This is a genomic window from Streptomyces venetus, from assembly GCF_039540295.1.
In the GTDB taxonomy this organism is placed as follows: domain Bacteria; phylum Actinomycetota; class Actinomycetes; order Streptomycetales; family Streptomycetaceae; genus Streptomyces; species Streptomyces venetus.
Window position 1 is genome coordinate 66946 of sequence record NZ_BAABET010000003.1, and the last position, 24775, is coordinate 91720.

A 24775-nucleotide genomic window follows, 5' to 3' on the forward strand; every position below is an offset into this window, starting at 1 on the left:
GTGATCTCTGCATCGGATCTGGCCCGGGGGTGCGCGCGTCTGAACGCGCAACTCGGGGGAGTGTCGCCGCCGCGGCCGGGTCCGGGTCCCGGTCGGCAGAGGTGAACGACCGGGGCCCGCTTCTTTCCCGCGCCCCGTCGGCCGATCGGCCTCCGCGGCATCGGCCGATCGACGTCAGATGACCGGCGGGCGCCCCAGCCGGGTGAGCCGCCAGACCGTACGCCAGCGCATGGGCCGCCGCTCCCCGGCCGGCTCCCGCACGCCTTCCACGAACCCGCCGAACCATGCCCGCAGTCCGGCGCCCGACCGGTTCCGCAGGAGGGTGAGCAGCACCCACACGCCGAGGTGGACGGGTACGAGCGCGACCGGCAGCCGGCGGCGTGCGAGCCAGACCCGGTTGCGGGCGTTCACGCGGTAGTAGATGGCGTGCCGGGCGGGTGAGGTCTTCGGGTGCTGGAGCAGCAGTTCGGGGGCGTACAGGATGCGCCACCCGGCATCCGCCGCGCGCCACGCGAGGTCGGTCTCCTCGTGCGCGAAGAAGAACTCGGCGGGCCAGTCGCCGACCTCGTCGAGCATCGCCATCCGCAACGCGTGCCCGCCGCCGAGGAACCCGGTGACGTACCCGCCCCGCAGGGGGTCCGACTTGCCGAGCCGGGGCACGTGCCGCTGCTGCGTCTCGCCGAGCTCGTCGGCGATGCGGAAGCCGACGATGCCGAGCCGGTCGTCGGCGGTGTACAGCTCGCGCACGCGGCGCAGCACATCGGCGTCCACGAGCAGACCGTCGTCGTCCAGATCGACGACGACGTCGATGTCGCCGAACTCCCGCAGCCGCGCGAGGGCCGCGTTGCGCCCACCGGGGCACCCCAGGTTCTCGTCGAGCTCGACGGGGGTGACCTCGCCGGGCAGGGAGAGCCGCTCGGCGAACTCGGGCAGCGGGCAGCCGTTGCCGACGATCACGATCCGCTCGGGCGCCACGTCCTGCTTGGCCACGGACCGCAGCAGGGCGTCGACCTCCTCCGGCCGGTTGCCCATGGTCACCACGGCGACGGCGATCCTGGGCGCCCCCATGTCCTCACCTCGTCCCGGTCGGCAACTGACGGGTTGACGGGCGATGCTATCCGTTCACGGTAAGGACCCCTTAAGTACTCCGGGCGGACGGCGGTTCGCCTACGCCGTTCGGCCGACGCGGCACCCGACCGGACCGGGCACAGGATGTCGGGTGCGGGAGGGCGCCCGCTGCCTAGCGTGAAGGCACGAGAAGGAAGGAAGGAAGGCCGGACGTGCTGGATCGGCTCAATCAGGCCCTGGCGCACATCGAAAGCCATCTCGACCGGACCGTCGACGCGGCGGACCTGGCGCGTACGGCGTGCACCTCGGAGTACCACCTGCGCCGCATGTTCTCCGCACTGGCAGGCATGCCCCTGTCGGAGTACATCCGCCGCCGGCGGTTGACGGTGGCGGGCGCCGAGGTGCTCGCGGGGGACGAGACGCTGCTGGAGATCGCGGTGCGCTACGGCTACGGCTCGGGCGAGGCGTTCGCACGGGCGTTCCGCGCGATGCACGGCGTGGGCCCGGGCGAGGCCCGGCGCACCGGCGCCGCGCTCGTCTCCCAGCCCCGGCTGACCTTCCGCCTGACCATCGAAGGGAGCAGCAGCATGCACTACCGAGTGGTGGACCGCCCGTCCTTCACCGTCACGGGCTTCAAGGCCCGGGTCCCACTGATCCACTCCGGCCCGAACCAGGCGATCATCGACTTCGTCCGCGGGCTCGACAAGCAGGCCCTGGAGCAGCTGGGGAAACTGTCCGACCAGGAGCCGAACGGCATCGTCGCGGTCTGCGACGACCTGGACCCGAGCCGGGCGGAGGGCACGGAACTCGACTACTACCAAGGCGTGATCACCTCTTCCCCCACCCCCGCGCCCGAAGGCACGACGACCCTCCCGGTCCCACCCGGCACCTGGGCGGTCTTCACCACCTCCGGCCCGGCTCCCCAAGCCGTACAGGAGCTCTGGCGGGACGTCTTCACGCAATGGTTCCCGTCGAACCCGTACCGCAGCCGCCCCGGCCCGGAGATCCTGCGGACGGAGCTGTCGGCCGACGGCTCCGAGGCGGACGCGGAGCTGTGGCTGCCGGTGGAGCGGGAGTCCTCCCGCTGAGAACGCGAAAAGAACGCCCACCGGTTCTCCGCAGAATGGCTGGTCATGCCGTGGAGTACACGGGTTCGCCCTGGTATGAAGGCCGAAGGAAGGGCGGCAGCACGCCTGCGCCAACCACAAGGCGATACGAAAGGTTGACAACCGGGGCATGACCGCTACATCTTTCAACCCCCATGCGCTGCTCGCGAAGAGCCAGATCGGTGTGCTTGCGACCATCAAGGCGGACGGGCGACCCCAGCTCTCCCCCGTCCAGCCGTTCTACGACGAGTCGGCGAACGTGATCCTTGTGTCCACCAGTGCGGGCGCGGCCAAGGTGGCGAACCTGCGGCGGGACGCCCGGGCCACGCTGGAGGTGACCAGCCCCGACGGCATGTCGTGGGCCACCGCCGAGGGCATCGCCACACTCACCGGGCCGGGCACCGACCCCCACGGTCCCGAGGTGGACGCGCTGGTGAACTACTACCGGGTCGCCGCCGGGGAGCACCCGGACTGGGACGAGTACCGGGCGGTGATGGTCTCCGACCGCCGGGTGCTCATCACGATGACGGTCGACCACGTCTACGGGGCCGACATCAGCTGACGGGACGGTGGGCGCGGGAGCACCCCGCGGTCACAGGAACGGCCGTCGGCCCTCGAACCCGCTGGGGTTTCGAGGGCCGACGGCCGTTCCCGTTCGGTCTTGCCCGCTTTCCCGTGTCCGTGCGCTCCGTCGCCGCTCAGGCGTGCGCGTGCAGCAACGTCTCGCCGTCCTGCTTCCGCAGGACCGCGATCAGGTCGCGCAGACCCTTGTCGGCCCGGGCGATCTCGTCGTCCGTGAGGTACACGGACGGTTCGAGGCGCAGGGTGTTCGTGGCGCTCGCGGTGGGGAAGATGCGGATCGCGTGGACGCGCAGCAGGTAGCCGGCGAAGAGATAGCCGAGGAGGCCGGCCTGCGCCTGGTCGCGGATGATCTCCGAGGCGGACTCGGACTGGTCGTGGAACTCCAGGCCGATCATCAGGCCCTTGCCTCGGACGTCCTTGACGATGTCGCCGAACTCCTCCCGCAACCGGCCGAGCATCGCCAGGAGTCGGTCGCCGCGCTCGGCGGCCAGCCGGTACGCCCTGCCGTCGTCGGCCTCCAGCAGGTCCACGGTGCGGCCGGCGATGAGGGTGGAGAAGCTGTCCTTGGCGTAGGTGGAGCTGTGGACGAGTTCGAAGTCGGTGCGGTAGCGGGAGCCGCGGATCAGGGTGAGCGCGGCCTTGGCGACGCCGCCGCCGAGGCTCTTGGCGAGGGTGTAGTAGTCGCCCTGGAGGCCGAGACGCGAGCTGGCGAAGAACGCGCCGGAGCGGCCCATGCCGCTCTGCACCTCGTCCACGATGATCGGGCAGTCGATCGTGGCGCAGACCTCCTGGACCCGGCGTACGGCGGCCCGGTCGAGGACCCGGATGCCGGCCTCGCCCTGTATGGGTTCGAGGATGAAGGCGCAGATGACGGGCAGCTCCCGTTCGGTCAGGCGGACGACGCCGTCCTCGACGGTGAGGTCCAGGACCGTCCTGCGCTCCTGCGCCACGGTCTTCTCCAGCGCGTCCGGCTGGTCGAGCGGCACGAAGCGGCACTGGGCCGCCAGGGCGCTGAACGGGCTGCGGTAGCCGACGTTGTGGGTGAGCTGGACGCTGCCGACCAGCTTGCCGTGGAAGGATCCCTCCGGGGCCAGGAACACCGGACGGGCCGACAGGCGCTCGCTGTTGGCGGCCCGGACCGCGGCGAGCAGGCGGTCGATGTCGCCGGCGTCCCCCGGCGCGAGGTCGGGTCCGAGGAGGTCGACGGCGCCGTCGGTGGCGATGCGGGCACCGGACCGTACCGCCGCGCGGGCCTCGTCGAGGTGGGCCTCGATCCTCTCCGTCAGCTCGGCCACCTTCATCACCCGGTCGAGCTCGGCGTGCTTGACCGCCACCTCGACGGCCTCGGCGCCGCTGTTGGCGAAGACCGCCGAATAGTGCTCGTCGGTGCCGAACTCCCGCTGGATGATGCCGTTGATCTTCCAGGCGAGGTCGTTGGCGTACGGGTGCCGGGAGAACTGGGCGTGGATCGGGGTCCCCTCGTCGAGCAGGGACTTGGCGTAGGCCACGATGTCCGGGTTGTTGTGCCCGAGTATCGCCGAGCCGTAGCCGCCCACCAGGTCGAGGACGGGGATTTCCGTGCCCTGGTCGTCACGGTAGAAGAGGGTGTTTCCCTGGGAGCGGATGTATTCGACGCCGAGTCCGAGTGAGGACAGCCATCCGGCAAGGTGCGGTTCCGCCAGTTCGAGTTTCTCGACCACCGGGTTTTCCTCTCCGATTGTTTTCTGCCCGACCGATTTCGGCAGACCCTAACATTCACATCTCCCCACCTGCCGGTTCTGCCGTAATGGGCCAGTAACCTCCCGCTCTCCGATAAGTCTCGGGAACATCTCCGGTAATGATCCGTCCTCGCGGAGCTTTCATGACGGAGCGAACGGCACGTTACCGGGCCGGGACTGGATTTTGGATCGCCTCGAAAAAACTCCGGATACGCTCGCCGGGAGCGCATGTTCGTTACCCGAGGTGATTTCCAGTAATGGAAGGGCAGCCGAGCGAAAATGACGAGTGAGCGACACTCCGCGGCAATCGACCCACTGGATCGGCAGGAACCGATCGCCGTCGTCGGCCTGTCCTGCCGGCTGCCCGGCGCCGCCGGTCCCGAGGAGTTCTGGAGGCTGTTGCGCGAGGGCCGGGACGCCGTCACGCAGATGCCCGGGCACCGGTGGGAGCCGATCTCGGCGGACGCCCACAGCGAGATACGCCGGGGCGGATTCCTGGACGCCGTCGAGGAGTTCGACGCCGCCTTCTTCGGGATCTCGCCCCGCGAGGCGGTCGTCATGGACCCGCAGCAACGGCTGCTGCTGGAGATCACCTGGGAGGCGCTGGAGGACGCGGGGATCGCCGCGGCGAGCCTCGACGGCAGCCCCACGGCCGTGTTCGTGGGCACCGCCCGCGAGGACTACACGAGCCTGCTCTACCGGCAGGGCTCCGCCGCCATCACCCAGCACACCGTCGCCGGCACCCACCGCGGCATCATCGCGGGCCGGGTCTCGTACGCGCTCGGGCTGAACGGACCGAGCCTCACCGTCGACACCTCCCAGTCGTCCTCGCTGGTCGCCGTGCACCTCGCGTGCGAGAGCCTGCGCGCCGGAGAGGCGGAACTGGCGCTCGCGGCGGGCGTCAACCTCAACCTCCTCGCCGAAGGAGTGGTGGGCGCCGAGCGGTTCGGCGGACTCTCCCCGGACGGGCGCTGCTTCACCTTCGACGCCCGGGCCAACGGCTACGTGCGCGGCGAGGGCGCCGGCATGGTCGTACTCAAGCCGCTGCGGCGGGCCGTGGCCGACGGCGACCGGGTGCACGGCGTGATCCTCGGCAGCGCGGTCAACAACGACGGTGCCACGCCCGGCCTCACCGTGCCCAGCGCCGCCGCACAGGAGAAGGTGGTCCGGCTCGCCCACCAGCGGGCGGGGGTCGTGCCGGACGCCGTCCAGTACGTCGAGCTGCACGGCACCGGAACCCCGGTCGGCGACCCGATCGAGGCCGCCGCGCTCGGGGCGGCGGTCAGTGCGCTCAAGGCCGCCGGGGACCCACTGCGGGTGGGCTCGGTGAAGACGAACATCGGGCACCTCGAAGGGGCCGCCGGCATCGCCGGACTCATCAAGACGGTCCTCTCCGTCCGCCACCGCATGCTCCCGCCGAGCCTCAACTTCCGTACGCCCAACCCGAAGATCCCGCTCGACTCGCTCAACCTGTCGGTCAACGACCGGCTGGGCGAGTGGCCGCACCCCGAGCGCCCGCTGGTCGCCGGCGTGAGCTCCTTCGGCATGGGGGGCACCAACTGCCATGTGGTCGTGGGCGAGGCACCCGGTACCCGGGAACCCCTGACCGCCCCGCGCACCCGCCCTGCGGACGCCGTGCTGCCCGTCGTGGTCTGCGCGCGGGGTACGCAGGCGCTGCGCGCCCAGGCCGGACGGCTCGCCGAGTTCGTCGAGAGCCACGGCGACGCCGAGCCCGCCTCGGTCGGCCGGTCGTCGGTCTTCACCCGGTCACTGCTCGGTCACCGTGGTGTCGTACTGGCCGCCGACCGTGACGAACTGGTCGCCGGGCTCCGGGCGTTGGAGTCGGGGCTGCCCGCCGCCGGGGTGGTGACGGGGGCCGAGGCGACGGGCCGGCTCGCCATGGTCTTCACCGGGCAGGGCGCCCAGCGGACCGGGATGGGCAGCGAACTCCACGCCGCCTTCCCGGGGTTCGCGGCCGCCTTCGACACGGTGTGCGCCCATCTCGACCCGCTGCTGGAGCGTCCGCTGCGCGAGGTCGTCGCCACCGGCGAGGGACTCGACGAGACCCGGTACACCCAGCCCGCGCTGTTCGCCGTCGAGGTGGCGCTGTTCCGGCTGTTCGAGTCGTGGGGCGTACGGCCCGACCTCCTCGCCGGGCACTCCATCGGCGAGGTCGCCGCCGCCCATGTCGCCGGGGTCCTCTCGCTCACCGACGCCTGCGCACTGGTCGCCGCCCGGGGCCGGCTGATGCAGGAACTGCCCGCCGCGGGCGCCATGGTCGCCGTACAGGCCGCCGAGGACGAGGTGCTGCCGCTGCTGGCGGGCCGGGAGGGCGAGGTGGCGGTCGCCGCCGTCAACGGCCCCGCGGCCCTCGTGCTCTCCGGGGACACGGACGCGGTGCTGGAGATCGCCGCCGCTCTGAAGGGCCGGGGACACAAGACCAAGCGGCTGACGGTGAGCCACGCCTTCCACTCGCCGCACATGGACGGGATGCTCGACGCGTTCCGGCGGGTGGTCACCGGGTTGACCTTCCATCAGCCCCGTATCCCCGTCGTCTCCACGGTGACGGGCGAGATCGCGGCGCCCGAGCTGCTGACCTCCCCCGAGTACTGGGTCGAGCAGGTCCGCCGTCCGGTGCGGTTCCTGCGGGCCGCGCGGGCCCTGGAGGCGGAGGGCGTACGGACCGTCCTCGAGATGGGGCCCGACGGCGTCTGCTCGGCGATGGTGGCCGAGAGCGTGCTCGACAAGGACTCCGTCGCCGCCGAACCGGCGCTGCGTCCGGGGCGGCCCGAGGAGCGGACGGCCTGGACGGCGCTGGCGCGGGCGTTCGTCCGCGGCGCGGCGGTGGACTGGGAGGCCGTGTTCGAGGGAGCCGGGGGGCGTCGGATCGATCTGCCGACGTACGCGTTCCAGCGGGAGCGGTACTGGGTGACGGATCCGGGCCGCGCGGAGGGCGCCGCGGCCGGTGTGTCCGCCGTGCCCGCGCTCCGGCCCGGAGCCTTGCCCTCGGGTGCGGTGGGTGGGCTGTCGGCGGTCGAGCTGGTGACCTCGCATGTCGCCGCCGTCCTGGGGTACGCCGCCGGGCGGGCCGTCGAGATGGACGTGCCGTTCCGGGACCTCGGGTTCAGCTCCCTGATGACCGTGGAGCTGCGCGAGAACCTCGCCGCGTCGACCGGGCTGCGGCTGCCGACGGGGCTGGTGTTCGACCATCCGACACCCAGGGCGCTGGCGGAGTTCGTCGCGGCCGAGCTGGCGGGAGCGGACACGGGCGGGACCGGTGCGGTGCTGCCGGGGGCGGTGGCCGGGGCCGGTGCGGGCTCGGGTGGACAGGGCGGGTACGACGAGCCGATCGCGATCGTGGGCATGGCCTGCCGGTACCCCGGCGGTGTCGCCTCGCCCGAGGATCTGTGGCGCCTGGTGGCCGAGGGCGACGACGCGATCTCCGCGTTCCCGACCGACCGAGGGTGGGCCGAGGACCTCTACGACCAGGACCACGAGCGGTCCGGCAAGAGCTATGTCCGCGAGGGCGGGTTCCTGCACGACGCGGGCCGGTTCGACGCGTCCTTCTTCGGGATCTCCCCACGCGAGGCCCATGCCATGGACCCGCAGCAGCGGCTGCTGCTGGAGACCGCCTGGGAGGCGCTGGAGCGGGCCGGACTGGTCCCGCGGGAGCTGCGCGGCAGCCGTACCGGGGTCTTCGTCGGCGCGACGGCCGGGGACTACGGGCCCCGGATGCACGACGCGCCCGAGGGCGTCGAGGGGCATCTGCTGACCGGCGGCGCGGCGAGCGTGATGTCGGGGCGGATCGCCTACCAGTTCGGGTTCGTGGGGCCCGCGGTGACCGTGGACACGGCGTGCTCGTCCTCGCTGGTCGCGCTGCATCTGGCGGTGCAGTCGCTGCGGCGGGGCGAGTCGAGTCTCGCGGTCGCGGGCGGGGTGACGGTCATGTCGACACCCGGCATGTTCCTGGAGTTCTCGCGCCAGCACGGGCTGGCGGCGGACGCGCGCTGCAAGGCGTTCGCGGCGGCGGCCGACGGGACCGCGTGGGCGGAGGGCGTGGGCCTGCTGGTCGTGGAGCGGCTCTCCGACGCGCGCCGCAACGGCCACCGGGTCCTCGCGGTGGTGCGGGGTTCGGCCGTCAACTCCGACGGCGCGTCCAACGGGCTGAGCGCCCCGAACGGGCTGTCGCAGCAGCGGGTGATCCGGCAGGCGCTCGCCGACGCCGGGCTCACCACGGCCGACGTCGACGTCATGGAGGCGCACGGTACGGGCACCGCGCTGGGCGACCCCATCGAGGCGGAGGCCGTCCTCGCCACGTACGGGCGGGACCGGGAGGGCCGGGAGCCGGTGCTGCTCGGTTCGCTGAAGACCAACATCGGGCACGCGCAGGCCGCGGCCGGGGTCGGCGGCGTCATCAAGATGGTCCAGGCGATGCGACACGGCGTCGTACCGGCCACGCTGCACGTCGACGAGCCGACCCCGCACGTCGACTGGGCGTCCGGCGCGGCCGAACTGGTCCGCGAGCGACGACGCTGGCCGCACACCGCCGCCCCCCGACGAGCCGCCGTGTCCTCCTTCGGAATCAGCGGCACGAACGCACACGTGATCGTGGAACAGGGGGACGTGACGGAACCGGCCGGGGCGGACACGGCGGCCCTGGCGCCGTCGGCAGGCACGAACACGGCGGACCCGGCGCCACTGGCAGGCGCGAACACGCCGGGCTTGGCGCCGCCGGCAGGCGCGGACACGGCGGCCTCGGCGCCGCCGGGCGGCACGGACACGGCGGTCCCGGCGCCACTGGCAGGCACGGAGAAGGCAGCCCCGCCGCCGCCGGAAGGCACGAACACGGCGGACCCTGCGCCGCCGGCAGGCACGGACACGGTGGCCCTGGCGCCGATGGGAGGCACGGCGGAGGGGTCGGCCGGCGACGGCCGCGAGGCACGGACCGCCGGTGCCAGCCTGGCCGCCGCAGGCAGCGCGCATGCGGTTCCGGCGACCGGCACGGGCGCGGTCCCCTCGGCCGACACGGCTGCGGTTTCCCCGGCCCTCCATGTCCCCTGGGTGCTCTCCGCCCCCACCGAGGACGGTCTGCGCGCGCAGGCCGGGCGGTTGCGGGAGTTCGTCGGGGGTGCGGGCGGGGTGCGCGTCGGGGACGTCGGATTGGCGCTGGCGGTCACGCGGACGGCGTTCCGGCGGCGGGCCGTGGTGCTGGGCTCGGACGCAGGCGAACTGCTGGCCGGGCTGGACGCGGTCGTCGACGGGGCAGGAGCGCCGAACGTCGTGCGCGGCACCGCCGGCGAGACGGGGCGGACGGCGTTGCTGTTCACCGGGCAGGGCGCCCAACGCCTCGGGATGGGCCGGGAGCTGTATGGCACGTTCCCGGCGTTCGCCGAGGCCCTGGACGCGGTGTGCGCGGCGTTCGACCCACATCTGGAGCGGCCGCTGCGCGAGGTGCTGTTCGCCGAGGAGGGCAGTGCGGCGGCGGAGCTGCTGCACCGCACGCGGTACACCCAGCCCGCGCTGTTCGCCGTGGAGGTGGCCCTGTTCCGGCTGCTGGTCGAACGGGACGGCGTCGTGCCCGCGTTGCTCGCCGGGCACTCGATCGGCGAACTGGCGGCGGCCCACGTCGCCGGCGTGCTGTCGCTCGAGGACGCCGCCGTGCTGGTCGCGGCCCGGGGCCGGCTGATGCAGGAGGCCCGCTCGGACGGGGCGATGATCGCGATCCAGGCCGACCCGGACGAGGTCGCCGAGTCGATCGCCGGGCACGCCGACGCCGTCTCCCTCGCCGCCGTCAACGGGCCCCGTTCCGTGGTCCTCGCGGGCGACGAGCCGGTGGTCACCCGGATCGCGCAGGAGTGGCGCGAGCGCGGCAGCCGCACGCGCAGGCTCCAGGTGAGCCACGCCTTCCACTCGCCGCACATGGACGGCATCCTCGACGAGTTCCGCGAGGTGGCCCGGTCCCTGACCTTCCACCCGCCCACGATCCCCGTCGTCTCCACGGTCACCGGGGAAGCCGCGGGCCCCGAGCTGCTGTGCTCCCCCGACTACTGGGCCCGCCAGATCCGCGCCACCGTCCGCTTTCACGACGCCGTACGGTCGCTGCGGGCGCTCGGGGCCGGGCTGTTCGTGGAGGTGGGCCCGGACGCCGTCCTCACCGGCATGGCGCGGGAGGCCTTCGCCGAGGACGAGGACGACGACGGCTCCGTCACGAGCGTCGCGCTCTCACGGGCCGGGCGGCCGGAGACCGACACGTACACGACCGCCCTCGCGCACCTGCACGCGGCCGGTGGCGAGGTCGACCTGACCGCGTACTTCCCCGGCGCCGCCCGGATCGACCTGCCGACGTACGCCTTCCGGGGCGAGCACTTCTGGCTGGCCCCCGGCGCCCGCTCGGACGCCCGCGGGCTCGGGCTGGACCCGGCCGGTCACCCGTTGCTCGGCGCGGCGGTGGAGATGGCCGGCGGCGAGGACCTCGTCCTCACCGGCCGTTTGTCGCGTACGCACCCATGGCTGGCGGACCACGTCGTCGAGGGCTCGGTGCTGTTTCCCGCCACGGGCTTCCTGGAGCTGGCCTTCGCCGCCGGAGAGCGCGTGGGCGCGGACACGGTCGAGGACCTCACCCTGGAGACACCGCTGGTGCTGCCCGAGCGGGACTCGGTGCGCGTCCAGGTCAGGGTCACCGACCCGGACGGCACGGGCGCCCGGTCGTTCACGATCCACTCGCGCCCGGCCACGGCCGACGACGACACGGCCACGGGCCGGCCGTGGACCCGGCACGCCACCGGTGTCCTCGCGCCGACCGCCGGTCCGGCCGTGACGACCGGTGACCCTGGCGCCTGGCCGCCCGCCGGCGCGGTGGCGCAGCCGCTCGACGACGCCTACGCCGAGCTGCGGGACCTCGGCTACGACTACGGGCCCGCGTTCCAGGGCGTGCGGGCCGTGTGGCGGCTCGGCGACGACCTCCTCGCGGAGGTGGCGCTCGCCGACGAACAGCGCGAGGAGGCCGCGCTGTTCGGGCTGCACCCGGCGCTGCTCGACGCCGCGCTGCACCCGCTGCTGCCGTCGGCGGCCGAGGACCCGGAGCGGATCCGGCTGCCGTTCTCCTGGGCCGGGGTCCGGCTGCACGCGGCCGGGGCCACCGCGCTGCGGGTGCGGATCTCGCCCCTCGGCACGGACACCTTCCGGCTGACGGTCACCGACGGCACGGGAGCTCCCGTCGTCACCGTCGGCTCCCTCGCGCTGCGCCCGGTCGACCGCGGCAGGCTCGCCACGGCCACCGCCGCCCGCGACGACTCCCTGTTCACCGTCGACTGGCCCGCGCTGCCCACACCCGAGGTCCCCGCCTGGAGCCGGAGCGACCTCACCGATCCGGCCGGCCTGTCCGCCGTCGCACCGGCCGACCTCGTGGTGGTCACCCTCGCCGCGGACGGGGAGGCGACGCCCGCCGCCGCGCGCGCCGCGACCGTACGGACGCTGGAGCTGGTGCAGCGGTGGCTCGACGACGAGCGGTTCACGCGGTCCCGGCTGGTCGTCGTGACCACCGGTGCCGTCGCCGCGCTGCCCGGCGACGACGTGACCGACCTGGTGCACGCGCCCCTGTGGGGTCTGCTGCGCACCGCGCAGGCCGAACACCCGGACCGGATCGTCCTCGTCGACCTCGACGGGAAGGGCGACGCGCGGGCACTGGTGGCCGCCGCCGTGGCCACCGGGGAACCGCAGACAGCCGTACGGGACGGGCGGTCGCACGCCCCGAGACTGGCCCGCGCCACGGACCGCCGCACCGATCCGCCGCTGCTCGACCCGGACGGCACGGTGCTGATCACCGGCGGTACGGGCGGTCTCGGCGCGCTGTTCGCCCGGCACCTGGTGTCCGGGCACGGCGCCCGCCGGCTGGTGCTGACCAGCCGGCGCGGACCCGACGCCCCCGGCGCGTCGGCGCTCGCCGAGGAACTCACCGGGCTGGGCGCGCGGGTCCGGATCGTCGCCGTCGACGCCGCCGACCGGGACGCCTTGGCCGAGCTGATCGACGGCATACCGGCGGAGCATCCGCTGACCGCCGTCGTGCACACGGCCGGTGTCCTCGACGACGCCACGGTCGGCTCGCTGACCGGGGCGCAGGTGGAGACGGTCCTGCGGCCCAAGGTCGACGGGGCGTGGCATCTGCACGAGCTGACGCGCGGTCACGACCTGGCGGCGTTCGTGCTGTTCTCCTCCGTGTCGGGTATCACCGGTATGGCGGGCCAGGCCAACTACGCGGCCGCCAACACCTTCCTCGACGCACTCGCCCACCACCGGCGCGCCCAGGGCCTGCCGGCGCATTCGCTGGCGTGGGGGCTGTGGGACGCGACCGCCGGCATGGGCGGCACGCTCTCCGAGGCGGACGTGGCCCGCTGGAAGCGGACCGGTGTCGTACCGCTGGACGCGGAGCGGGGGCTGCGGCTGTTCGACGAGGCGCTGGCCGATGCCGGGGCGCTCGTCGTGCCCGCCGCGCTGCGGCCGGGGCGAGCCGGTGCGGGCTCCGAGCGGGTCCCGGCCGTCTGGCGGGGCCTGGTCCGTACCCGCCGGGTCGCGCACGCGGCGAGCGCCCCCGGCACCGGGGACTGGTCGGCGCGGATCGCCGCGCTGCCGGAGGAGGAACGGTACGCCGCGGTGCTCGCCGTGGTGCGTACGTCCGCCGCCCTGGCCCTCGGGCACGCCTCCGGTGACGCCGTGGACGCCACACGGGCGTTCAAGGAGCAGGGCTTCGACTCGCTCACCGCCGTCGAGCTGCGCAACCAGGTGAACGGCGCGACCGGGCTGCGGCTGGCGTCCACGGTCGTCTTCGACCATCCGAGCCCCGACGCGCTGGCCCGCCATCTGCTGGGCCGGATCGCGGGCGAGACCTCGGCCGCCGTGGCCGAGGCGCCGTCCGCGACCGGCACCGACGAGCCCGTCGCGATCGTCGGGATGGCGTGCCGCTACCCCGGCGGGGTGGGCTCGCCGGAGGACCTGTGGCGGCTGGTGTCCTCCGGGACGGACGCGATCAGCGGCTTCCCCACCAACCGCGGCTGGGACCTGGCGAAGCTCTACGACCCGGACCCCGGGAGCACCGGCACGTCGTACGTCCGCGAGGGCGGGTTCCTGCACGACGCGGACCTCTTCGACCGGGAGTTCTTCGGGATCTCGCCGCGTGAGGCGACCGCGACCGACCCCCAGCAGCGGCTGCTCCTGGAGACCGCCTGGGACGCCTTCGAGAACGCGGCGATCGATCCGGCCGCGCTGCGCGGCAGCAACACCGGGGTGTTCGTCGGCGCGATGTACGACGACTACGCGTCGCGGCTGCCGTCGGTGCCCGCCGAGTTCGAGGGGTTCCTGCTGGTCGGGAACACCTCCAGCGTGATCTCCGGGCGGCTCGCCTACGCGTACGGGCTGGAGGGCCCCGCAGTCACCGTGGACACCGCCTGCTCGTCGTCGCTGGTCGCCCTGCATCTGGGGGCGCAGGCGCTGCGGTCCGGGGAGTCCGACCTGGTGATGGCGGGCGGGGTGACCGTGATGGCGGGGCCGGGCTCGTTCGTCGAGTTCAGCCGGCAGCGGGGGCTCGCGCCGGACGGCCGCTGCAAGTCGTTCTCCGCGCACGCCGACGGCACCGTGTGGAGCGAGGGCGTGGGCCTGCTGCTGCTGGAGCGGCTGTCCGACGCCCGGCGCAACGGGCACCAGGTGCTCGCCGTGCTGCGCGGCTCCGCCGTCAACCAGGACGGCGCCAGCAACGGACTCACCGCGCCCAACGGCCCCTCCCAGGAGCGGGTGATCCGGCAGGCCCTCGCGGGCGCCGGGCTGCGGGCCGCCGATGTCGACGCCGTGGAAGCGCACGGCACCGGCACCGCGCTGGGCGACCCGATCGAGGCGCAGGCCCTGCTGGGCACGTACGGCGCCGACCACGACGCCGAGCACCCGCTGTGGCTGGGCTCGCTGAAGTCCAACATCGGGCACGCGCAGGCCGCGGCCGGGGTCGGCGGCGTCATCAAGATGGTCGAGGCGATCCGCCACGGGGTCCTCCCGAAGACCCTGCACGCCGACGAGCCCTCGCCGCACGTCGACTGGGACAGCGGAGCCCTCGCCCTGCTCACCGAGGCCCGCGAGTGGCCGCAGGCCGGGCGTCCGCGCCGGGCCGCCGTGTCGTCGTTCGGAATCAGCGGCACCAACGCACACGTGATCATCGAGCAGGCGGAGGAAGAGCCCTTGACAGCCGGCGCCCAGGCTTCAGCGGACGGGGCGGGCACAGCGGGTGCCGCCGGCGACCCGGGCTCCGGGGGTGCGGCGTCGGGTTCGGCGGCGGTCTTGGACCGCCCTGCCCCGGGTATCGCCCTGCCCTGGCTGCTGTCGGCCAAGTCGGACGCGGCGCTGCGGGCGCAGGCCGAGCGGCTGCGGGCGTTCGTGCTCGACCGGCCCGGACTCGCACCCGCCGACGTGGGATTCTCCCTGGCCACCGGCCGGACCCGGCACGAGCACCGGGCCGCCGTGCTGGGGCACGACCGAGACGAACTCCTGAAGGCCCTCGACGCGTTGGCGCGGGGCGAGGACACACCCGCCGTCGTCCGTGACGGCGGCGGTACGAGGGGCAGGAGGGCGTTCCTGTTCACCGGGCAGGGCAGCCAGCGCCCCGGCATGGGACGCGACCTGTACGCGGCCTCCCCGGCGTTCGCCGCCGCCTTCGACGAGGTGTGCGCCCACATGGACGCCCACCTCGAACGACCCCTGCGAGACCTCGTGTTCGACGGCGGGGACGAGCTGAACCGCACGGTGTTCGCGCAGCCCGCGCTGTTCGCGCTGGAGGTCGCGCTGTTCCGGCTCGCCGAGTCCTGGGGCCTCACACCCGACCTTCTGCTGGGCCACTCGGTCGGCGAGTTCGCGGCGGCGCATGTCGCCGGGGTGCTGTCACTGCCCGACGCGTGCGCGCTGGTGGCGGCCCGGGGCCGGCTCATGGACGCCCTGCCGGAGGGCGGCGCGATGCTCGCCGTCGCGGCGGCGGAGGACGAGATCACCCTGCCCGACGGCGTGAGCCTCGCCGCCGTCAACGGCCCCGAGGCGGTCGTGGTCTCGGGCGACGAGGACGCGGTCGCGGCACTGGAGGAGCACTGGCGGACCGAGGGGCGCAAGGTCAAGCGTCTCGTCGTCTCGCACGCCTTCCACTCCCACCGCATGGACGGCATGCTCGACGCCTTCGCCGAGGCGGCCCGTGGCGTGACCTTCCACCCGCCGACGCTGCCGATCGTGTCGACGGTCACCGGCGACCTGGTGGACGCCGCCCGGCTGTGCACCCCGGAGTACTGGGTGGCCCAGGTGCGTCAGGCGGTGCGGTTCAAGGACGGGGTACGGCGGCTGGAGGCCGCCGGGGTCACCGACTATGTGGAGCTGGGCCCCGACGGGGTGCTCTCCGCGCTGGTCGAGCCGTGTCTGACCGCACCGGCGGGGACGGTGGGCCCGCTGCTGCGGGCCGGACGGCCCGGAACGCGTACCGTCGCCGCCGCTCTGGCGCTGCTCGCCCTGGGCGGGGCCCACGCCGACTGGAACGCGGTCTTCCCCGGCGCCCGGCGCACCCCCCTGCCCGGCTACGCCTTCCAGCGGCAGCGCTACTGGCTGACGGCCCCGGCCACCTCCGGTGACGCCACCGACCTCGGCCTCGACTCTCCCGGCCATCCGCTGCTGGGCGCGGCGGTGGAGTCGATCGACCGCGAGAGTGTCGTCCTCACCGGCCGGATCTCCCCGCGCACCCACCCGTGGCTCGCCGACCACGCCGTCATGGGCACCGTGCTGCTGCCGGGTACCGCGTTCGTGGACCTCGCGCTGCACGCCGCCCGCCGGGCCGGCTGCACCCTGGTCGACGAACTCACCCTGACCGCGCCCCTGGTGCTCCGCGAGGACGACGAGGTACGCATCCAGGTGTCCGTCGGCTCCCCGGACGACTCCGGCCGACGCCCGCTGACCGTCCACTCCCGTCCCGCACGGGCCGACGGCGACCACCGCTGGACCCGGCACGCCGAGGGAACGCTGAGCATCGCGGAGCCCGCCCCGGCCCTCTCCGAGGGCGTACGGCGGCCCGCCGACGCCGTGGAGACCGGCCTCGACGGGGTCTACGACGCCCTCGCCGCACGGGAGTACGCGTACGGTCCGCTGTTCCGGAACCTGCGCCGGCTCTCCCGCCACGGGGACGACCTGTACGCCGAGGTCACCCTCGCCGAGGAGCACCGGGCCGAGGCCGCGCTCTTCGCCCTGCACCCGGCGCTGCTCGACGCGGCCCTGCACCCGCTGCTGCCGGGGGTGGCGGACGTGTCCTCCGGGCCGATGGTGCCGTTCTCCTGGTCCGGCATCAGCGTGCCCCCGGCCGGGACGGGCCCCGGCTCGCTGCGGGTCCGGCTCGCGGTGACGCAGTCCGACGACACGAGCGTGGTGGTCGCCCTGCACCTCGCCGACGAGACGGGGCAGCCGCTGGCCACGATCGACGAACTCCGGCTGCGCCCCCTCTCCCCCGGCGACCTGGCCGCCGCGGGCGCCCGGGCCCGGGAGGGGCTGTACGGGGTGCGGTGGACCCCGGTGCCGACCGACCCGGCCGGCACCGCCGACGACGGCCCCTGGGCTGTGCTGGGCGATCGGCTCTCACTGCCCTCCGGTGCCCGGCCGGTCCCGTCGTACGACGGCCTCGCCGCGCTGCGGGAGGCGGTCGACGGCGGCGCCGAGGTCCCGTCGACGGTGCTGCTTCCCCTGCTGCCACCGCCGGCCGAGGACGCCTCTGAGAGCGGGGCCGCCTCGGACCGCGCGGCGAGTACGGGCAGGACGGCCGGCGAGGACGGTACGGCAGGCACGCAGGCGGCCGGTGCGGACGCTTCGGACGGTGCCGGCGGGCTCGCCGCGCGGGCCCGGGCGGTGCTGCACGAGTTGCTCGGCACCGTACGGGACTGGCTGGCCGACGACCGGTTCGCGGCGAGCCGGCTGGTGGTGCTCACCCGGGGGGCCGTCGCCCCGGACGGCGAGGACGTCACCGATCTGGCGCGGTCCGGGGCCTGGGGTCTGCTGCGCTCCGCGCAGGCCGAGCAACGGGACCGGTTCACGCTCGTCGACCTCGACGACCACCCCGGCTCCCATCAGGCCCTCGACGCCGCGCTGCGCACCGGCGAACCCCAGCTCCTCCTCCGGGCGGGCGAGGTGTTCGCCCCGAGACTGGCCCCGGCCGAACCGGACACCACCCCCGCCGGGCCCGGCGGGACCGGCCCGGGCTGGGAGCGGGGCACGGTACTCGTCACCGGCGGGACGGGCGCCCTCGGCGCCGTCCTCGCCAGGCACCTGGTCACCGAGCACGGCGCCCGTCGCCTGCTGCTGACCAGCCGACGCGGACCCGACGGCCCCGGCGCCCGGGAGCTGGCCGAGGAGCTGACCGCGCTCGGCGCCCACGTCGAGGTCGTGGCCGCCGACGCCGCCGACCGGGACGCGCTGGCCGCACTGCTCGCCGGCATCCCGGACGACCACCCGCTGACCGCGGTCGTGCACACCGCCGGCATCACCGACGACGCGACGGTCACCTCGCTGACACCGGAACAACTCGACGGCGTACTGCGGCCCAAGGTCGACGGCGCGTGGAACCTGCACGAGCTGACCAAGGACGCGGACCTGTCGGCCTTCGTCCTGTACTCGTCCGTCGCCGGTGTCGTCGGCACACCGGGTCAGGCGAACTACGCCGCCGCCAACACCTTCCTGGACGCGCTCGCCCACCACCGGCACGCGAACAGCCTTCCCGCGCACTCCCTCGCATGGGGGCTGTGGGCCGAGAGCAGCGCGCTCAGCACCCATCTGTCCGGCGCGGACCTCAACCGTCTGGCCCGCCTCGGACTGTTACCCCTCACCAACGCCGAGGCCACCGCGCTGTTCGACGCGGCGCTCGCCCTCGACCGGCCCGTGCACGCGGTCACCCGGATCGACACCGGTGCGCTGCGCAGGGCCGAACACCTGCCGGCGGCGCTGCGGGGGCTCGCCCCGCGTCCGGCGCCCCGGGCCGAGCGGCAGCAGGTGCCGCTCCCGGAGCGGCTGGCCGCGCTCCCGCCGGCGGAACAGCGGCAGGTGCTCACCGACCTGGTGCGGGCGAGGACGGCCGCCGTCCTCGGGCACCCCGACGCCACCTCGATCGGGACGACCCGCGCCTTCAACGAGCTGGGCTTCGACTCGCTCACCGCGGTCGAGCTGCGCAACCAGCTGAACAGCGCCACCGGGCTGCGGCTGCCCACCACGGTCGTCTTCGACCACCCCAACCCGGACGCGCTGGCGGCATATCTGCGCGCCGAGCTCGTCGTGGAGGTCGCCGAGCGGTCCCCCGCCGATCCGGTGCTGGCGGACCTCGACCGGCTGAAGGCCGCGCTGCCGGACGCGCTCTCCGACACGGCGGCGCACCGGAGCATCGTCGACCGGCTGCGGGAACTGCTCGACCTCGCCGACCGCGTCGACCCGCTCCGCGACGACGACCTGCCCGACCTCGACTCCGCGACCGACGAGGACCTGTTCGCCCTGGTCGACGAACTCGACTAGCGCGCCGGGCCGCACGGCCCGGGCCCGTCCCCTCCCCCGGACGGGCCCGGGCGCCCCCACGACTTCGACTTCCCCATGGAGCTGAGACGACGTGACGACCGACGAGAACCAACTCCGCCAGTACCTCAAGCGTGCGGTCGCCGACGCCCGCGCGAGCCGCAAGCGGCTGCGTGAGGTGGAGGAGCGGGCGCAGGAGCCGATCGCGATCATCGGGATGGCGTGCCGCTACCCCGGCGGCGTGCGGTCCCCGGAGCACCTGTGGCAGGTCGTCGCCGACGGCGTCGACGCGGTGTCGGCCTTCCCCGAGGGCCGCGGCTGGGACGTCGACGACCTCCACGACCCCGACCCGGACGCGGTCGGCAAGTCGTACACCCGGTACGGCGGTTTCCTGCACGACGCGGACCTGTTCGATCCGGAGTTCTTCGGGATGTCGCCCCGTGAGGCGCTGGCCACCGACCCCCAGCAGCGGCTGCTCCTGGAGACCGCGTGGGAGGCGTTCGAGCGGGCGCGGATCGTGCCGGATGCGGTGCGGGGCAGCCGTACCGGGGTGTTCGTCGGGGCGATGTACAACGACTACGGCTCGCGGCCCCATCTGCCGGCGGAGGAGTTCGAGGGCTACCTCTACGGCGGCAGCGCGGGCAGTGTCGCCTCGGGCCGGCTCGCCTACACCTTCGGCCTGGAGGGCCCCGCGGTCACGGTCGACACCGCGTGCTCGTCCTCGCTGGTCGCCCTGCATCTGGCGGCGACGGCACTGCGCCGGGGGGAGGCCGATCTCGCGCTGGCGGGCGGGGTGACGGTGATGTCCACGCCCACGTCGTTCGTGGAGTTCTCCCGGCTGCGCGGACTGTCGCCCGACGGGCGGTGCCGGTCCTTCGCCGCGTCCGCCGACGGCACCGGCTGGGCCGAGGGCGTCGGTCTGCTGCTGCTCGCCCGGCTGTCCGACGCACGGCGCGAGGGACATCCCGTGCTGGCGGTGATCCGGGGTTCGGCGATCAACCAGGACGGCGCCAGCAACGGGCTCACCGCGCCCAACGGCCCCGCGCAGGAACGGGTGATCCGTCAGGCGCTCACGAGTGCGGGGCTGTCGCCGGCCGACGTCGACGCGGTCGAGGCGCACGGCACGGGGACGACGCTCGGCGACCCGATCGAGGCGCGGGCCCTGCTCGCCACGTACGGCACGGAGCGGCCCGCCGACCGGCCGCTGTGGCTGGGCTCGCTCAAGTCCAACATCGGGCACGCGCAGGCCGCGGCCGGCGTCGGCGGCATCATCAAGATGGTCGAGGCGATCCGCCACGGAGTCCTCCCGAAGACCCTGCACGCCGAGGAGCCCTCCCCGCACATCGACTGGGACACGGGCGCGCTCGCCCTCCTCACCGAACCGCGCACCTGGCCGGAGACCGGACGACCCCGCCGCGCCGCCGTCTCGTCGTTCGGCTTCAGCGGCACGAACGCCCACGTCATCGTGGAGGAGGCGACGGAGGACACGACGACGGAGGACGGTGAGGGGGCCGACGTCGGGCCCGACATCGGGGCCGGCGTCGGGGCCACCGCCGGAAAGGGCGAGGGCGGGCCCGCGCGGGCTCCGCGGCATCCCGCCCAAGGCGAGTCCTCCGCCTGGCCCGGCCGCCCCCTGCCGCTGGTCCTGTCCGGCAAGGGCGAGCGCGCCCTCGCCGCGCGGGCCCGGCAGTTGCTCGACCTCCTGGCCGTCGGCGAGACCGCCCGGGGCGCCGGCGACGGCCCCGCCCCTGTCGCCGACATCGCCCACGCCCTGGTCACCACGCGGGCCGCGCTGGACGACCGGGCCGTGGTCGTCGGTGCCGATCTCGACGCACTGACCGCCGGGCTGGCCGCGCTCGCCGAGGGTGGCGGGGCTCCGAACGTGGTGCGCGGTGGTCGTGCGGGGGCGTCGCGGGTGGCGTTCGTGTTTCCCGGTCAGGGGTCCCAGTGGGCCGGCATGGCGGCCGAACTGCTGGACTCCTCACCGGCGTTCGCGGCAGCCATGGCCGACTGCGGGGCGGCGCTGGCACCGGTCACCGACTGGGATCTGATCGAGACCGTACGGGCCGGGCAGCCGCTGGAGCGGGTGGACGTGGTCCAGCCGACGCTGTGGGCGATCATGGTGTCGCTCGCGGCGGTGTGGCGCGCCCACGGGGTACGACCCGCCGCCGTGATCGGCCACTCCCAGGGGGAGATCGCCGCCGCGTGCGTGGCCGGCGCGCTGTCCCTGGCCGACGGCGCCCGGGTCGTCGCCCTGCGGGCCCGCGCCATCGCCGAGGACCTCTCCGGCCGGGGCGGCATGATGTCGGTCGCGCTGCCCGAACCCCGCGTGCGCGAACTGATCGGCGGCTACGGCGGCCGGGTCGCCGTGGCCGCCGTCAACGGCGCCGCGTCCGTGGTGCTCTCCGGTGACGCCGACGCCCTCGACGAGCTGCGCGAGACGGTCGTGGCCGACGGCGGCCGTGCCAAGCGCCTCCCGGTGGACTACGCCTCGCACTGCGCGCACGTCGAGTCGATCCGTGAACGGCTGCTGGCCGACCTGGCGGGCATCGAGGCCCGCCCCTGCGAGGTGCCGTTCTACTCCACCGTCACCGGCGGCCTGTTCGACACCACCGGCCTGGACGCCACGTACTGGTACACCAACCTGCGGCAGAGCGTGCTGTTCGAGCCGACCACGCGGACCCTGCTGGACGGCGGCCACGGTGTCTTCGTCGAGTGCAGCCCGCACCCGGTGCTGCTGCACAGCATCGAGGAGACCGCCGACACCGTCGGCACGGCCGTCGTCGGCGTCGGCTCGCTCCGCCGTGACCAGGGCGGGCCCGACCGGGTGCTGACCGCGCTGGGCGAGGCATTCGTGGCCGGGGTCCCGGTGGACTGGACGGTGGTGTTCGAGGACCTGCCGGTGCGCCCCGTCGAGCTGCCGACGTACCCGTTCCAGCGCGAGCGGTACTGGCTGGAGCAGTCGGCGCCCGCCTACGCGGCGGGCCCCGGCCCCTCGGACCACCCCCTGCTGGGCACGGCGGTCACGGTGGCCGGCGCCGATGAGGTGCTGTTCACCGGCCGGGTCGCGGCGGCCGCCCAGCCGTGGCTGTCCGGGCACACCGTGTCCGGCACCGTCGTACTGCCGTCGGCGGCCCTGGTCGACGCGGTCGCCCGGGCGGGCGCCGAGGTGGCCTGCCCGGTGGTGGACGAACTGGCCGTCCGGGCCCCGCTCGCCGTCCCCGACAGGGCCGAGATCCCGCTCCAGGTGCGGGTCGGCGCACCGGACGACTCCGGCCGGCGCCCCGTCACCGTGCACGCCCTGCCCGACCCCGGCACCGGGGAGTGGGTGGAGCTGGCCTCCGGGGCCCTGCGCGCCGAGGACGGCACGGCCGCCGGCCTCGCGGAGAGCACGGACGGCGTCGAGGTGCGGCTCCCGGAGGAGCACGCCGCCGACGCCGGCCGTCACGTCCTGCACCCGGCGCTGCTGGAGGCCGCACTCGCGGTGGACGGGGGCGAGCCGTTCGCGGTCCGCTGGCGCGGGGTGCGGCTGCACGCCACCGGCGCCACGGCCGTACGGGCCCGGCTCGCCCCGGCCGGGGAGGCCGCGGCGGAGGAAGGAGCCGTGTCGGTCGTGCTGACCGGTCCGGACGGGGCGCCCGTCGCCACCGTCGACTCCGTCGTCCGGCGCTCCCCCGAGCCGTCCGAACTCATCGGCGGCCCCGGCCCGCTGCGGGCCCTGCACCACGTCACCTGGACGCCGCTCACCCCCCGCCGACCGGACCGGCCGGTCGCCTGGGCGGCCCTCGGGCGCCTGCCGGACGAGGAGCCCGGTACGTCGTACGCGGCGCACCGGGCGTACGACGGCGAGTCCGGCGTCCCCTACTACGAGGACCTCGCCGCCCTCGGACGTGCGATCGAGTCCGGTACGGCCGTAGACGCCCTCCTCGCCCCTCTCCCGTCGGCCGGCAACGACACCGAGGTCGTGGACGGTGTGCACTCGGCGACCGGGAGGGCGCTGGCCCTGCTTCAGGCCTGGCTGGCCGACGAGCGGCTGGCCGCGACCCGGCTGGTGCTGGTCACCAAGGGCATGGTGGCCGCCGCCCCCGGCGAGGTGCCGCACCTCGACGCGGCGGCGGTCGGCGGCCTGGTGCGCTCGGCGCAGTCGGAGACCCCGGGCCGGATCGTCCTCGTGGACGCCCCCGGCACGGGCGCGGACGCCGCGCCCGTCCCCCCGGCGCTCCTGGCCGCCCTGCTCGCCACGGACGAACCGCAGGCCGCCGTACGCGACGGCCGGCTCCTGGTGCCCCGGCTGCACCGGGTCGCCCGGGCCGACACGGGCGACGGCACGGCCCCCCGCTGGCGACCGGACGGCACGGTCCTCGTCACCGGCGGCACCGGGGCGCTCGGCGCCGCGGTGGCCCGGCATCTCGTCGTCGAGCACGGCGTCCGGCGGCTGCTGCTGGCCTCCCGCCGGGGCGAAAAGGCGCCGGGGGCCCAGGAGTTGCGTGCCGAACTCACCGGGCTCGGAGCCGAGGTCCGGATCGCCGCGTGCGATGTCGCCGACCGTGACGCGCTCAAGGCGCTGCTCTCCGAGATACCGGCCGAGCAGGCTCTGACCGGGGTCGTGCACGCGGCCGGGGTCCTGGACAACGATCTGCTCCCGGCGCTGACGTCCGATCAGCTGGACGCGGTGCTGGGCCCGAAGGCGGACGCCGCGTGGCATCTGCACGAGCTGACCCATGAGGACGAGCTGGCGGCGTTCGTGCTGTTCTCCTCGGTCGTGGGCGTGTTCGGCGGTCCGGGCCAGGCCAACTACGCGGCGGCCGGGGCCTTCCTGGACGCGCTGGCCGAGCGGCGCCGCGCCGAGGGCCTGCCGGCGAGCTCGCCGGCGTGGGGGCTGTGGGAGGTCGAGGGCGGGATCAACGCGGGGCTGACCCCGGCCGACCGGTCCCGTTTCGCCCGGGACGGCTTCGTGCCGACGAGCACGGCGGAGGGGCTGGCGCTGTTCGACGCGTCGTTGACGACACGGCACCCGGCGCTCACGGCCGTACCGTTCGACCTCGCGGCCGTGCGGGCCTCCGGTGGTCCGGTTCCGCCGCTGCTGCGAGCCCTGGTGCCGACGGCCGACCGCCGCCCGGAGCGGGCAGGCGCCGAGGGGGGTACGCCCCTCGCGGAGCGGCTCGCCGGGATGGACGCGGGCGAGCGGCAGGAGTTCGTGCTGGACCTGGTGCGCGGCGAGGTGGCCGTCGTCCTGGGCTTCCGCGACCCGGCCGCCGTCGAGGCACAACGTCCCTTCCAGGAGTTGGGCTTCGACTCGCTCACCGCCGTGCAGCTGCGCAACCGGCTGGGCGCTGTCAGCGGCGTCCGGCTGCCGGCGACCGTGGTGTTCGACCATCCGACCCCCGCGGCCCTCACCGCGTTCCTGCTCGCCGGGCTCGGGTCCGGGCCGGAGCCCACCGAGCGTTCCCCGCTCCTCGCCGAGCTCGACAAGCTGGAGGAGATCCTCTCGACGGCCGGCGACACCGAGAACGCCGGCGCCGCCGACGCGGACGAACGCGCCGCCGTCACCGTCCGGTTGCAGACGATCCTGTCGCGCTGGATGGACGCCTGGGGCGGCACGCCCGGCGACGCCGGCCCTACGGACCCGCTGGAGTCGGCCTCGACCGACGAGCTCCTCGACTTCATCGACAACGAGCTCGGCCGCGCGGGCAGCTGATGTCCCGCGCGCACGCGACGTCCCGCACGCCCCGGTGTCCCGCACCGCTGTCACTG

General features: G+C 74.6%; 5 protein-coding genes and 1 pseudogene. 4 read left to right on the forward strand and 2 right to left on the reverse strand.

Features of this window, described 5'->3' with window-relative positions:
- Positions 1 to 174: 174 nt before the first annotated feature.
- On the reverse strand, positions 175 to 1068 hold the full coding sequence (locus tag ABEA82_RS10200) for a glycosyltransferase family 2 protein (RefSeq protein WP_345661070.1): 894 nt from the start codon (positions 1066 to 1068) through the stop codon (positions 175 to 177).
- A gap of 212 nt (positions 1069 to 1280) precedes the next feature.
- Between ABEA82_RS10200 and ABEA82_RS10205 the strand changes: the two genes are divergently transcribed.
- Together ABEA82_RS10205 and ABEA82_RS10210 are read left to right on the forward strand one after the other, a co-directional pair.
- Positions 1281 to 2156, forward strand: coding sequence for an AraC family transcriptional regulator (locus ABEA82_RS10205; protein WP_345661071.1), 876 nt, complete (start codon positions 1281 to 1283; stop codon positions 2154 to 2156).
- Positions 2157 to 2304: 148 nt separating this feature from the next.
- A complete protein-coding gene (locus ABEA82_RS10210) occupies positions 2305 to 2736 on the forward strand; it encodes a PPOX class F420-dependent oxidoreductase (RefSeq protein ID WP_345661072.1) in 432 nt (143 codons plus the stop codon).
- Positions 2737 to 2872: 136 nt separating this feature from the next.
- Here the strand turns inward: ABEA82_RS10210 and ABEA82_RS10215 are convergent, their stop codons facing one another.
- Positions 2873 to 4456, reverse strand: a complete 1584-nt coding sequence (locus tag ABEA82_RS10215) for an aspartate aminotransferase family protein (RefSeq protein ID WP_345661073.1) — start codon at positions 4454 to 4456, stop codon at positions 2873 to 2875.
- Positions 4457 to 4753: 297 nt separating this feature from the next.
- Between ABEA82_RS10215 and ABEA82_RS10220 the strand changes: the two genes are divergently transcribed.
- Both ABEA82_RS10220 and ABEA82_RS10225 read left to right on the forward strand, forming a co-directional pair.
- Positions 4754 to 19024, forward strand: a complete 14271-nt coding sequence (locus tag ABEA82_RS10220) for a type I polyketide synthase (protein ID WP_345661075.1) — start codon at positions 4754 to 4756, stop codon at positions 19022 to 19024.
- A gap of 124 nt (positions 19025 to 19148) precedes the next feature.
- Positions 19149 to 24719 (forward strand): annotated as a pseudogene (locus tag ABEA82_RS10225) (type I polyketide synthase); the annotation flags it as partial.
- Between the last annotated feature and the right edge of the window lie 56 nt (positions 24720 to 24775).

Coding starts and splice junctions, on each gene's coding strand:
- ABEA82_RS10210 (WP_345661072.1), top strand. CDS start 2,305: ATGACCGCTACATCTTTCAACCCCCATGCGCTGCTCGCGAAGAGCCAG.
- ABEA82_RS10200 (WP_345661070.1), bottom strand. CDS start 1,068: ATGGGGGCGCCCAGGATCGCCGTCGCCGTGGTGACCATGGGCAACCGG.
- ABEA82_RS10220 (WP_345661075.1), top strand. CDS start 4,754: ATGACGAGTGAGCGACACTCCGCGGCAATCGACCCACTGGATCGGCAG.